This window comes from Streptomyces yokosukanensis (assembly GCF_001514035.1).
Taxonomy (GTDB): domain Bacteria; phylum Actinomycetota; class Actinomycetes; order Streptomycetales; family Streptomycetaceae; genus Streptomyces; species Streptomyces yokosukanensis.
In genome coordinates this window covers 367,710-379,608 of record NZ_KQ948210.1, presented here as the reverse complement: position 1 = coordinate 379,608, position 11,899 = coordinate 367,710, and the positions used below count along the sequence as shown (strand labels likewise).

Here is an 11,899-nt window from a genome sequence, read left to right as displayed (position 1 = left end):
GAACCCCCGGCCGCCGGGCCTACGACGACCGGGCCGCCGTGAGCAGCGCGTCCCAGTCGGCCAGTTTGACCACGCTCCGCCCGAGCCGCGCGCCCAACTCGGCCTCGGCCCGCTCGATCGCCAGCCATCCCGTCCAGGGCACGGGTTCGATCCCGGCCGCCCGCAGCGCCGTCACCGGATCGCTCGGGACCTGCTTCCGGCTCAGCACGGGAGCGTTCGCGAGCAGGGAGGCCGCCGTCTCCTTGGCGCAGGGCCGGTTGGTGCCGATGACACCCGTCGGGCCGCGCTTGATCCACCCGGCGACGTACTCGTCCGGAGAGGCGCCCCCGGCGCGCAGGACGCGCCCCGCCGTGTTCGGCACCGTGCCGCTCGCCGTGTCGAACGGCAGCCCGTCCAGCGGCACTCCGCGATAGCCCACGGAGCGCAGCACCACCTGGGCGGGCACGTCCTCGAACCGGCCCGTGCCCGTCACCCCGCCCTGTCCGTCCGGCGCCGTCCGCTCGAAGCGCACGGCACCCACCCGGCCCGCGTCCTCCAGCAGTTCCACGGGACGCAGGAAGAACCGCAGACCGATCCGCCGGGCGGCGTCGGCCGGCGGCCGGCCGGCCCAGCCGCGCAGCACCTCCAGATTGCGGCGCTGCACGGCGGGCAGCGTCGCGGGGTCGGCCGGATCCAGCGCCAAGTCGGCCGGATCCACGGTGACTTCGGTGCCGGGCAGCCCGCCCAGCTCGCGCAGCTCCTTGGTGGTGAAGCGGGCCTGTGAGGGGCCGCGCCGGCCCACCATGCGCACATCGGTGATCCCGCTCGCCGTCAGCGTGTCCAGCGCCGCCTGCGGGATGTCCGTCGGACGCAGCTCCGCGGCGCCCCGGACCAGCATCCGCGTGACGTCCACGGCCACATTGCCCACGCCGATGACGACGGCCGACCGCACTCCGTGCAGGAAACCCGCGTCGGCCGCGTCCGGATGCGCGCTGTACCAGGCCACGAAGTCGGTCGCCGACCAACTGCCCGGCAGATCCTCACCCCGTATCCCGAGCCGGCGGTCGGTGGCGGCGCCCACGCAGTACACCACCGCGTGATACAGCTCGCGCAGCCGCTCCACCGGCAGCGCGCCGGGGCCGCCGCCCACCCGGACGCCGCCGAGGAACCGCACCCGCTCGTGCTCCAGGACCGTCCGCAGGCTGCCCTGCAGGGACTTGATCTTCTCGTGGTCGGGGGCGACGCCGTAACGCACCAGGCCGTACGGGCACGGTAGCCGGTCCAGGACGTCCACGCGGACCTCGGGATCCAGCTGGACCAGGCTCTGGGCGGTGTAACACCCGCTCGGCCCCGAACCGACGACGGCGACACGCAGCACAGCGATGCTCCCTGCCCGAAGGAGGTGGTGTGCGAACGGCTCCAGCATGGCATCCGCGGGCCTGTGGCGGCAGGGGCCGGCGGGGTGACGACGACGCGTGTCCGTTCGTATGGAATGCGATCATGCGGTTACGTTGCGTGTGTGCTAGAAGCATCCTTGCTTAATCTTTCTGATCGGAAAGCGGAGGACGGCGCGGTGTCCGTGTGGCCCGCGTGGAAGGTGCGGGAGTACGGCGGCACCACCTCCTGGTTCCAGGTCCGGCTGGCCTTCCCCGACGGCGCTCGGGTCGACGCCCTGGCCGTCCTGCACGGCGGATGCGTGTCCATCGAGGACGTCACCGCGCAGCCGGCCCTCTCCCTGGCCGACCTGACGGCGCTCGCGCACTGGCTCGAGGGCCCGCTGTTCGCCTCCTGCGGGATGGCGGCGCAGCGGCCGTCCGGGGGCGACGCCGACCGGCACCCGCAGGGGCGGGGCGAGGACGAGCGTCCGGAGGAGCCGCCGCAGGGCGTGCCGTCGGCTCAGCAGCCCGCACCCGAGGCCGGTGACGCGCGGGAGCGGCACGAAGGCGCGCGCTTCGAGGAACGGCGCGAACCGGGGGAACGGCAGCAAGGTCAGCAAGGTCAGCAAGGCCAGCAAGGCCAGCAAGGCGAGGAAGGGCAGCAAGGGCAGCGCACGCAGGAGCGGCACGACAGCGCGAGCCCGGACAAGCCGCACGACAGCGCGAGCCCGCAGGAGCGGCACGCAGGCGTGCGCGCCGAGGCGCGGTGCGAGGGCGAGGCACGGTGCGAAGGCGAGCGTCCGAAGGTGTGGCCCGCACCGGACGTCCGGGGCGTGGAGGGCATCGTGCTCGGCGCGGGTCCCCGGCGCGCCCGGCCGGAGTGGCCGCGTGGCATCGAGGGCCGGCGGCTCGTGGCGCGGGAGTACCGGGCCGCGCAGCAGGGAGGCGTCGACCCGGTGCTCGCCGTGATGAGCGCGACCGGACGCAGTCGCCGCCGCTCCCTCAGGCTGATCGCCCAGGCACGGGACGCCGGTCTTCTGACGCCCCGTCATGCACGGCGTCGCTGAGGCGAGTCGACGCCCGGGCGGCCTTCAGTCGGCGCTCGGGCGTTCCTCCGTGGCGAAGAACCGGGACAGGTCCTGTCCCCTCGCCTCCTGGCCGCTCTCGCTCTCCGGCGGTGCTCCGGCCTCCCGGTCGAGGCCGTAGCGCTGGAACAGTTCGGCACGCAGCGCCGGCACGGGCATCGGCACTCCCGGGATCAGCGCCGCGTACACCGCGCCCATCAACAGGGCCCGCAGCATCGGGTAGTCGGCGGCCACGTCCTGGGAGCCGCACCGGGCGACGGTGTCGCCGAGCAGCTCCGACAGTCGGCGCTGCTCCGGGCACTGCACGAAGCCCTCCGCCTGCAGCAGCCCCGCCATGTGCTGCCGCATGAGCACCGGCCGGTCGTGGGCGAGGCCCAGGATCGCGTCTATGGCCCGAGCCAGCCGCTCGCGGCCGTCCTCGGTGTGCGGTTCCCGCTCCAGCGCCTCCTCCAGCGTGCGGTGCATCAGCCGGTGCACGGCGGACTGGACCAGCTGGCGCTTGCCGGGGAAGTAGTACGACACCAGTCCGCGGGCCGAACCTGCCCGGTCCGCGATGTCGCCCAGCGTGGTGGCCTCGAAACCGCGCTCGTCGACCAGTTCCACGGCGGCCTGCAGCAGCCGTTCCCGGGAACGTCGCCGCAACTCTTCATTGACCGAGGCGCTGCGCGGGGACATCCTGTAACTCCTGCGTTGACTGGCTGCCAGCCAACTATACTCAACGCACTGGGCACCGCCATGCGCGGGCCCTGTCAAGGGCTGCCGTCCGTCTGGGGCGACGCGGGGGATCGTCTCAGGCGGACGGCTTCTTCGGCTCGGAGGACGGATCCGAGGCCGACCTCGTTCCAGGAGAAGGGGCGGGAGCCGCGGGATCGGGAGATTCCTGGGAGATCGTCCACAGGCAGACTCCACTGCGCCTCCATGAGGCGTCCATCGGACCTCCACGAGGCGTTGCCGACGCGGCCGAGCGGCCCGCGCCCGGCCGCCTTGCGGGCTCAGCCCACCAGGTCCAGCACCGGCAGCAGCGCGTCGGGCCGATCCGCCACCGGCAGGTGCTCGACGAAGTGCACCCGGCAGCCGAGCGCGGCCGCGCCACCGTCCGCCTCCTTGCTGTCACCCACCATCACCACCTGCCGCGGATCGGCGCCCAGCGCCGCGCAGGCGACCGAGAACAGCCTCGGGTCCGGCTTCTGCACGCCGTGTTCGTACGACAGCACATACGCGTCCACATACCGGTCGAGCCCGTGCGCGCGGAACACCGGGCGCAGATCCCAGCCGATGTTGCTGACCACGCCCACGCCGATCCCGCGCTCGCGCAGTGTGCGCAGCACCTCGGCGGCGTCCGGGTACGGGGCCCAGGCGGCCGGTGTCATGTGCCGCTCGTACAGCGCGTCGTGCAGCCGGGGATCGGGCAGCGGCACCCGCCGGGACACGCCCGTGTAGGCGGCCCGGTGCAGCTGGGCGCTCTCGTCCCGCACCGCCCAGACCTCGGCCAGGTCCTGCGGCAACCGCACCGGTGAGGCACCGCCGGGCAGCGCACCGGCCGCCTCCAAGGCGTCGGCCGTCGCCTTCAGTTCGGGCTCGGGGAGGGGGTGTCCCGACTCGCTCAGCACCGCACGCAGCCAGGACTCGGTGGACTCGACGCGGAACAGCGTCCCGGAGAAGTCGAACAACACGGCAGTCATGCGCCCGACCCTAGCGGGGGCGGTGAACCGGCCTGGTGAGCCGATCGGGCCACCGCCGTTCGAGGACCACCACGGCCACCGCCACCACCAACGCCCCGAACAGCCAACCGCCGAGCACGTCCGAGGGCCAGTGCACGCCCAGCCACACCCGGGTCACGCCCACGCCGGCCACCGAGACCACGGCCGCCGCCACGGCCGTGCACCACCGGGCGCGGCCCGCGCCGAAGCGGTGCGCCAGCCACAGCAGCAGGCCGCACACCACGGTGGCGGTCATGGCGTGACCCGACGGGAAGGCCGCCTGGTCGGCGGAGTCGACCGGGTCCGGCCACACCGGGCGGGGCCGGTCGACGGCGGCCTTCACCGCCCGCTGCACGAGCGCCGCCAGGGCCACGGTGACCGCCAGCCACGACGCCGTCCACCAGGCGGCGTGCCGCCGCACCAGCCACACCGCGGCGGCCGCGCACACCAGGCGCATGGTCAGCGGGTCCCACACCCAGTCCGTCAGCACCCGGAAGACGTGGGTGAGCGCGCGGTCGTGGACGGCCCAGCGGTGGGTCGTGCGGGAGAGGTCGCCGTCCACGGTGAGCAGCGGCTGCCAGCCGATCGCGACGAGGGCCGTCAGCAGCCCGCAGCACACGCCGAGGGCGGCGGCGAGCAGGGCCGCGGTGCGAACCGTTCGAGGGCGGGACCGGGGCGGGGCGGGGCTGAGGCGCATGCCGTGATCCTTGTCGACCACCCGGCTCGCGGCCACCGTCCGGTCGGCCGCGCGGCGCACCGCGCCCGCAGGTTCGCGCGGATCGGCTCACATGGCCAGCAGCATCGCGACCATCCCGATCCCCATGGACAGCCGGCAGGCCCGTGCCAACTCCGGCCGGTCGCCCCAGCCGACGGCACCGGCCCTGCCCTCGGCCCCGGCCCCGACCCCGGTTTCGGCCCTGGCACCGGACCCGCTCGCGGGCACCGCGACCGCGGCCGGCACCAGGCGGGCTCCGGCGAGCAGCACGTAACCCGTGAAGTACACCAGCAGCGTGCCGGTCAGCAGTGGCACCCCGGCGCCGCCGTGCGCGTGGTGCGCGCCGGGCGGGGCCACGGCCATCGCCACCGCCATGTAGACCATCGCCGACGCGCCCACCAGGTGGTGCACATGGCGCGGGGCGCCGCGCACGGCCCACAGCGCGCGCAGTGCCGCCGCGCCGAACACGGCCGCGTACACCGGCCACGCCCATCGCGGCGGGCTGAACGCCGCCGCCGGTACGGCCATGACGGCCATGCCGAAACCCATGAGCGCCTCTCCGCCCGCGGCCCGCCGCTGCTCCTCGACGCCGCTGCGCATCCGCAGCAGACAGTAGGCGCCGGTCGCCGCGCAGAGCGCGACCAGCAGCCACGCTGCCGACACCGGTCCGTGCACGCGCGCACCTCCCCGCTCGACGGTCCCTCGAGGATGCGATGCCCGCCCCGGGCGGAGCGCACGCGAGCGCAAGGGTGTACACGGGGAGCATTCCGCGGAGCGCGGCAGGTGAGGACGGACCGGGCCGTGGGCTCGCGCAGGAATTTTACGAGTAAAACACATGCTAAATTGGTGGTATGAGCAGTGTGACCCGCCACCGACTTCCCCTCGCCGGGGTGCTCCGCCTCGGGCGGCCCTCCGACATCTGGTTCAAGCCCGCGCTGAGCGTGGTCGTCGCCGTCGCCCCGCCCAACCTGGTCCTGCTGGCCCTCGGCCGCCTCGACCTCGCCATGTACACGATGGCCGGGTCGCTGTGCGCGCTCTACGGCCACAACCGGCCCTACGCCGCCCGTGCCCGGGTCCTGGCCTGGGTGGTCCTCGGCATGGTCGGCGGCCTTGCCGTCTCCCTGATCGCCGCGTCGCTCACCGGTGAAGCCGTCGTGCTCGTGACCGTCGGCGCCGTGATGGCGGCCGTCCAGAAGACCGTGTCCGACGCGACCCGGCTCGGGCCGCCCGCGAACGTGGTCCTGACCTTCATCAGCTCCGCCTCGCTGTTCGCGCCGCAGACCCTCGACCAGGTGCCCGGACATGCCGCGCTGGCCCTCGCGGCCGGCATGTGGGCGTGGCTGGTCGGCATGGCGCCCGGGCTGCTGCGCCCGCACGGCCCCGAGCGCCGGGCCACCGCCCAGGCCCTGAACGCCGCCGCCGGGTACGCCGACACTCGCGGTACCGCCGACGGCCACGTCCGGACTCGTGCCGCGAGCGCCGCCGCGATCCACGCCGCCCGGCAGTCGCTGCTCGCCCGGGGCGCCCGCCCCGACCGCACCCGACGCGCTCTCGAACGGCTCCTCGTGCGCGCCGAGGTCGCCCTGTCCGCCCCCGCCGACTCCGACCCGGCGCGGCTGCGCGCGTGGGCCCGCGAACTGCGCGGCACGGGACGGATACCGCGCGTCGAGTCCCCGTGCGCGTCGGCCGACGAACTCCCCGGTGCGGAGGCCGAACCCGCCCACCCGCGACGGCCGTTGCGGCACCGCCTGGCCCCCCTCGCGCCGATCGCCCTGCGCACCGCGATCGGCTGCGCCCTCGCCGGCTACGCCTCCCTCGCGCTCGGCGTCGGCCGCCCCTACTGGGCGCTGGTCACCGCGGCCTCCCTCTACCAGGCCAATGTCACCCTCACCTGGAGCCGCGGCATCCAGCGCGTCGTCGGCAACGTCGTCGGCGTCCTCCTCTTCGCCGCCCTCACCCCGCTCGCACATCTCCACCCCGTCGCCCTGGTGCTGTGCACCCTCGCCCTCGGCTTCGGTGCCGAGGCGCTGATCGGCCGCAACTACTGGCTCGGCAGCGTCTGCGTCACCCCGATGGCCCTGCTCATCACCGAGTTCGCCCGCGCCCAGAACCCGGCCGAGCTGATGACGCAGCGGGTCGCGGACACCCTCGTCGGCGCGCTGGTCGGCTTCGTCGCGGCCGTCGCGGTCACCAACCGGCGGGCCGGCGACCGCCTGGAACACGCGCTGACCGCGGCGGAAGGCGCCCGCGAGCGGGCCGCCCGACTGCTGGCCGAGCCGCACCCGGCACCCCGCGCCCTGGAGACCGCCCGCCGTGCCCTCGCCGCCGCCCTCGTCGATCTGCGCGCCACGGCCGACTCCGTGTCCGGCGAGTGGTGGCAGCGCGCCCTGCCCGAGGAGCGGGTCGTGCTCGCCGAGCAGTCCGGACACCGTACGCTCGCGGCGACGGTACGACGCCAGGGCCTCGCCCCCCGAGCCCGGGCCCAGGACCAGGACGAGAATCAGAGCGAGCAGCAGGGCAGGCAGCGGAACGAGCGGCAGCGCATGCAGCAAGGCACGCAGCAGGGCCAGGACCAGGACCCCGGCAGGACGACGGAGGACATACGGCCATGACGGCGACGAACGGCGGACGGGTGCCGGTGGGCGGCACGGCCGGTGGGGATCCGGCGGGCGGCCACGGGCCCGTCGGCGCCCACCCCGGCGGCGGGACGCCCGCGCCCGGTACACGACCGGGAGTCGGCGACGGCACGGCCGGCCCACGCACACGGCACGGCGGTCAGTCCGCGACCCGGGCCGACCTCGGCGAACACACCGACTCCGGCGAGCCCCCCACCCCCGACATCGACAACGGCACCGGTGCCGGTCCCCGTGAGGACACCGTCGCCGTGGTGGTCCGGCAGTGGCAGAGCGTGCACCCTGAGCTGGACACCGGGCCCATGGAGGTCATCGGCCGGATCAACCGCTGCGCCGCACTGCTCCAGCAGGCCGAGGACGCGCCGCTGCGCCGGGCGGGACTCAGCCGTCCCGAGTTCGACCTGCTGGGTGCGCTGCGCCGCACCGGCCACGAGCTGACCCCGGGGGAGCTGGCCCGGGAGACCTTCTCCTCGGGGGCCGCCGTCACCAAGCGGCTCAAGCAGTTGTCCGAACGCGGACTGGTCGAGCGGCGCGGCGACGCCCGTGACCGCCGCGTCGCCCACCTCCGGCTCACCGACGCCGGCCGCGACCTGGTCGACGGCATCCTCCCGGAGCAACTCGCCTACGAGACCGCCGTATTGTCCGTCCTGGCCCCCGACGGTCAGGGTGAACTCGCCGGCCTGCTCGCCGAGTTGCTCGGCCGCCTGGAGGGGCGGATGGGGTCGCTGCGGGCGTAGGAGGGCGTCAGGGGGCGTCAGAAGACGTCGTGGGACGCGCTGCGGTAGGCGGACCGGCGGTCCTCGGAGTCGGTCCGGCGGTGGCGGTGGGCGTTCCGGGCGCGTGCCTCCGACGTGGTGTCAGACCACGGCGAGCCGGTCCACCAGCAGCTCCACCCTCGGTTCGATGTCCTCCGGTGGCAGCCGTCCCGCCCGGGTCAGGGTCGCCAGGCCGTGCAGGGACGCCCAGAACACCTCGGTGAACAGCCCCGGGTCGACGCCGTCCCCGGTGACCTCGCCCAGGCTCTCCAGCAGCGCGGCGAAGGCGTCCTTCAGCGGCTCCAGGGTGTCCTCCTGCGCGAACGCCAGACCACCGTCGAGCTGGAACAAGGCGTCGTAGACCGCAGGGTTGCGCGCGGCGAAGTCGAGGTAGGCGCGGGCGAGCCCGGCGACCCGGGCGCGCGGGCCGTCCGCGGCGGCGGCCGCGGCCCGCACCGCCACGGCCAGCTCGGCGGCGCCCTCCAGGGCGACGGCGCCGATGATCTCGCGCTTGCCGCGGAAGTGGCTGTAGAGGACGGGCTGGCTGTACTCGATGCGCTCGGCGAGCCGGCGGGTGGTGACCGCGTCCCAGCCCTGCTGCTCGGCGAGTTCGCGGGCTGTCGCCACGATGAGGCGCTCTCGCTCCGCCCGTTCGCGCTGCTTGCGTTCCTGTACCGACATGATTCGATTCTAGCATCGCTAGACAGGCGAGCGGCAGCAGTACTAGCGTTGCCTCATCAGCTAGCAACACTAGATGTGGAGAGGGTCATCATGCTCAGCGCACTCGAGGTCGTCACCACCGTGATCGTCGGCGTGATGGTGGGGGTGGAGTTCTCCGTCGCCTTCGTCATCAACCCGATCCTCAACGCACTCCCCGAGGACAGCTGCCAACTCGGCCATGCCCACGGGGGCCGGATGCTCGGTGCCGTGATGCCGGTCTGGTACATCGGCTCGCTCGTCCTCGTCGTGGGCTGGGCCATCGCCGGACGGCACCACCACGGCACCGGTCTCGTCGTCACCGCCGGCGCGCTGCTGATGCTCAGCGTGATCATGTCGCTTCTGCTGCTCGTCCCGATCAACAACCGGAACAAGACGTGGACCCCTGACAACCGGCCCGCCGACTGGAAGGAGCAGATGAACCGCTGGGACCGCTACCACTACGTCCGCGTCGCCGTCATCATCGCCGCCTTCGCCCTGCTGGTCGCCGCCCTCGCCTGAGCCCGCGGGCTCATCCTCTGGTTCGGGCATCCTGCTGGTGACGGGCAACCGCCGGGCGCTGGGCTGGGTGCTGCTGGTGGAGGCCCTCGCCGTGTACGGCGACATGGCCACCGTGCCGGCCCACCACGGCTCCGTGGCCACCGCGCTCGGCGTCCACGGCCTGACCGCGACACTGATGGTGGTCAACGGCCTGCTGACAATGCACGAGACCCGCGAGGTCGCGGCCGCTCCGGCAACGCCCGCCCCGCGGCCCGCCCGACGCCACCCTGGCCCGTGTCGGTATGGCGAGGCGCACGATCTTCTCCCGGTGGGCGGCGGCCCGGTCCCGCTTCTCCGGGATGGCGCAGCGCGGCCCCCTGCCGGGGATGTACGACCCCAGCGGGCCGGACCCGACCGTCGTGAGCACCTACCGCGCACTCGGTCAGATGCCCGGCCGGTAGCGCATCGGATGGTCCGCCGGGACCTCCACCAGTGCGATGCGGATGCCGTCGGGGTCGGCGATCCACATCTCGATCAGGCCCCACGGCTCCCTCACCGGCGGTCGCAGGACGTCGACGCCCTGCGCGCGCAGCTCCTCGTGCGCGGCCGTCACGTCGTCGACCTGCAGCCACAGCCGGATCGCGGGCGAGGGCGGGGTCTCGGAGCGTCCGGAGACCTCCAGGAAGCCCCCGCCGAGGAAGTAGACCGTCCCGCGCTCGGGGCCCGTACCGAACTCGCGGTAGACGGACAGTCCCAGCCGCTCGCCGTAGAAGGTCCGCGAGCGCTCGGGGTCGGTCGGGGTGAGCAGCGTCCGGCTGCCGAGTACATGCACCATGCAGGCGGAGCCTAGCGGCAGGGTTACCCTCGACCCTGGCTGAGCCACGCCGAGATCGGAGACCGCCCCATGGAAACCCCTGCCGCCGGACCCAGCTTCCGCGACGCCACCGACGCCGACGTCGAGGCGCTGGTCGCCCTGATCCAGTCGGCGTACCGCGGTGACTCCAGCCGGGCCGGGTGGACCACCGAGGCGGACATCCTGGACGGCCGGCGGACGGACCCCGAGAGTGTGCTGGAGGTGATCAAGTCGCCCGACAGCCGGATGCTGAGCGTGGAGCAGGACGGCCGGATCGTCGCCTGCTGCCAGCTCGAACACCGCGGCGACCACGCCTACTTCGGCATGTTCGCGGTCGGTCCCGACCTGCAGGGCGCCGGCCTCGGCAAGAAGGTCATGGCCGAGGCCGAGCGATTGGTCCGCGAGACCTGGAACGTCACCGAGATGCACATGACGGTGATCTCCGTACGGGACGACCTGATCGCCTGGTACGAGCGGCGCGGCTACCGCCGTACGGGACAGATGTCGCCCTTCCCGTACGGCGACGAGCGCTACGGCGTCCCGCAGCGCGACGACCTGCAGTTCGAGCTGCTCGTCAAGAAGCTCGGATGACCGTTTCCGGGTGACCCGGCAGGCGGGGCGCGCCCCTTGCGCGGTGCGGCGCCCCGTACGCCCGCTGCCTAGGCGGTGAACCGGGCCGTGCGCTTGATCTCCGGGAAGTCGGTCGTCGCGCCGTCCAGCTCCAGGGCGCGTACCAACCGTAGATGATCCTGCGTGTTGACGACCCAGCCGATGACCCGCAGTCCGGCCGTGCGCGCGTGCGCGACCACCTCCAGGGTGAGCCGGCGGATGTCGAGGCAGACGGTCGCCGCGCCCACGGCGACCGCGCGCTCCACCACGTCCTTGTCGTACCGGCTGGCGATCAGTGCCGTGCGCACGCCCGGCACGAGCCGGGCGATCTCGGCGATGGCCTCGTCGTGGAACGAGGACACCTCCACGCGCCCGACCAGATCGCGTTCGTGCACGACCGCCGCCAGCGCCCGGGCCGCCGCCACGTCCTTGATCTCGGCCTGGACCGGGGTGTGCACCGCGTCGAGCACCTCCTCGAACAACGGCACCCGTTCCCCGCGGCCCGCGTCCAGGGACCGCAGCTCGGCGAGGGTCTTGTCGGCGATCGGCCCGGTGCCGTCGGTCGTACGGTCCACCTCCGCGTCATGCATGACGACCAGGGCGCCGTCCTTGCTCAGGTGCAGATCGAGTTCGATGACGTCGAGGCCGGCGTCCTGCGCTGCGACGAAGGAACGAAGGGTGTTCTCGGGCTCGACACCCATGACCCCGCGGTGACCGATGGTAAGAAAGTTCAAGGTTCGACTCGCTTCCGTCGACGGCGGCTCGGCACGCGCGGGACGGGCGGACGCCGTCGTCCGCGCGAGCAGAGTCGCAGCCTAATGGCCGGGACCCGTGATGAACCCGCACGTGCATGAGGCATCCGGGGGCGTGGCGGGCGCTCAGCTGGCCTGTATACGCCCCATCGTCACCCTGTCGTGGGCGAGTCCGCGCCGCCTTGACGGGTGCTGCCGGAGAGGCGCGAGCGCTCGGCGGCGAGCGGGTGACCGCTCTGCGCGGC

At 73.7% G+C, this 11,899-nt stretch carries 14 protein-coding genes and 1 pseudogene; 7 read left to right on the top strand and 8 right to left on the bottom strand.

Annotation, left to right across the window (positions count from 1 at the left end; genetic code table 11):
* Window positions 1-19: 19 nt before the first annotated feature.
* Window positions 20-1,357, bottom strand: a complete 1,338-nt coding sequence (locus AQI95_RS14505; RefSeq protein ID WP_067122468.1) for an FAD-dependent oxidoreductase — start codon at window positions 1,355-1,357, stop codon at window positions 20-22.
* 114 nt (window positions 1,358-1,471) lie between these two features.
* Here AQI95_RS14505 and AQI95_RS48975 point away from each other — a divergent pair, with 114 nt between their 5' ends.
* Window positions 1,472-2,422 carry a DUF6214 family protein gene (locus AQI95_RS48975; protein WP_244188741.1) on the top strand — a complete coding sequence of 317 codons (951 nt, stop codon included), beginning with the start codon at window positions 1,472-1,474 and terminating at the stop codon, window positions 2,420-2,422.
* Between the two features lie 24 nt (window positions 2,423-2,446).
* Here AQI95_RS48975 and AQI95_RS14490 read toward each other — a convergent pair whose 3' ends face one another.
* The 4 genes from AQI95_RS14490 to AQI95_RS14475 all read right to left on the bottom strand — a co-directional run bounded on the left by AQI95_RS14490 (window position 2,447) and on the right by AQI95_RS14475 (window position 5,530).
* Window positions 2,447-3,115 (bottom strand): TetR/AcrR family transcriptional regulator, encoded by a 669-nt coding sequence (locus AQI95_RS14490; protein ID WP_067122464.1) that lies wholly within the window; start codon window positions 3,113-3,115, stop codon window positions 2,447-2,449.
* Between the two features lie 317 nt (window positions 3,116-3,432).
* The gene (locus tag AQI95_RS14485; RefSeq protein WP_067122462.1) at window positions 3,433-4,122 is read right to left on the bottom strand and encodes an HAD family hydrolase; all 690 of its coding nucleotides are present in this window, start codon (window positions 4,120-4,122) and stop codon (window positions 3,433-3,435) included.
* 10 nt (window positions 4,123-4,132) lie between these two features.
* A complete protein-coding gene (locus AQI95_RS14480; RefSeq protein WP_067123126.1) occupies window positions 4,133-4,837 on the bottom strand; it encodes a phosphatase PAP2 family protein in 705 nt (234 codons plus the stop codon).
* 87 nt (window positions 4,838-4,924) lie between these two features.
* On the bottom strand, window positions 4,925-5,530 hold the full coding sequence (locus AQI95_RS14475; protein WP_067122459.1) for a DUF5134 domain-containing protein: 606 nt from the start codon (window positions 5,528-5,530) through the stop codon (window positions 4,925-4,927).
* A 176-nt stretch (window positions 5,531-5,706) separates the two neighbouring features.
* Between AQI95_RS14475 and AQI95_RS14470 the strand changes: the two genes are divergently transcribed.
* The gene (locus AQI95_RS14470; RefSeq protein ID WP_067122455.1) at window positions 5,707-7,467 is read left to right on the top strand and encodes an FUSC family protein; all 1,761 of its coding nucleotides are present in this window, start codon (window positions 5,707-5,709) and stop codon (window positions 7,465-7,467) included.
* Window positions 7,468-7,694: 227 nt separating this feature from the next.
* Window positions 7,695-8,225 carry a MarR family winged helix-turn-helix transcriptional regulator gene (locus AQI95_RS14465; protein WP_067123124.1) on the top strand — a complete coding sequence of 177 codons (531 nt, stop codon included), beginning with the start codon at window positions 7,695-7,697 and terminating at the stop codon, window positions 8,223-8,225.
* A 120-nt stretch (window positions 8,226-8,345) separates the two neighbouring features.
* On the opposite strand, the gene AQI95_RS14460 is transcribed toward AQI95_RS14465, so the two are convergent.
* A complete protein-coding gene (locus AQI95_RS14460) occupies window positions 8,346-8,924 on the bottom strand; it encodes a TetR/AcrR family transcriptional regulator (protein ID WP_067122452.1) in 579 nt (192 codons plus the stop codon).
* A 90-nt stretch (window positions 8,925-9,014) separates the two neighbouring features.
* On the opposite strand from AQI95_RS14460, the gene AQI95_RS14455 reads away from it, so the two are divergent.
* From AQI95_RS14455 to AQI95_RS47315, 3 genes and pseudogenes are all read left to right on the top strand, one after another.
* Complete coding sequence (locus AQI95_RS14455; RefSeq protein WP_067122449.1) at window positions 9,015-9,461, top strand: anthrone oxygenase family protein; 447 nt, start codon at window positions 9,015-9,017, stop codon at window positions 9,459-9,461.
* A 28-nt stretch (window positions 9,462-9,489) separates the two neighbouring features.
* Window positions 9,490-9,717 (top strand): annotated as a pseudogene (locus AQI95_RS50125) (DUF4267 domain-containing protein); the annotation flags it as partial.
* 25 nt (window positions 9,718-9,742) lie between these two features.
* Window positions 9,743-9,901, top strand: coding sequence for a hypothetical protein (locus AQI95_RS47315; protein WP_159056522.1), 159 nt, complete (start codon window positions 9,743-9,745; stop codon window positions 9,899-9,901).
* On the opposite strand, the gene AQI95_RS14450 is transcribed toward AQI95_RS47315, so the two are convergent.
* On the bottom strand, window positions 9,883-10,275 hold the full coding sequence (locus AQI95_RS14450; protein ID WP_067122446.1) for a VOC family protein: 393 nt from the start codon (window positions 10,273-10,275) through the stop codon (window positions 9,883-9,885). The genes AQI95_RS47315 and AQI95_RS14450 overlap by 19 nt on opposite strands.
* Before the next feature lie 69 nt (window positions 10,276-10,344).
* Between AQI95_RS14450 and AQI95_RS14445 the strand changes: the two genes are divergently transcribed.
* Window positions 10,345-10,884 carry a GNAT family N-acetyltransferase gene (locus AQI95_RS14445; RefSeq protein WP_067122443.1) on the top strand — a complete coding sequence of 180 codons (540 nt, stop codon included), beginning with the start codon at window positions 10,345-10,347 and terminating at the stop codon, window positions 10,882-10,884.
* 68 nt (window positions 10,885-10,952) lie between these two features.
* Here AQI95_RS14445 and AQI95_RS14440 read toward each other — a convergent pair whose 3' ends face one another.
* The gene (locus tag AQI95_RS14440) at window positions 10,953-11,636 is read right to left on the bottom strand and encodes a glycerophosphodiester phosphodiesterase (RefSeq protein WP_079071251.1); all 684 of its coding nucleotides are present in this window, start codon (window positions 11,634-11,636) and stop codon (window positions 10,953-10,955) included.
* Window positions 11,637-11,899: the final 263 nt, after the last annotated feature.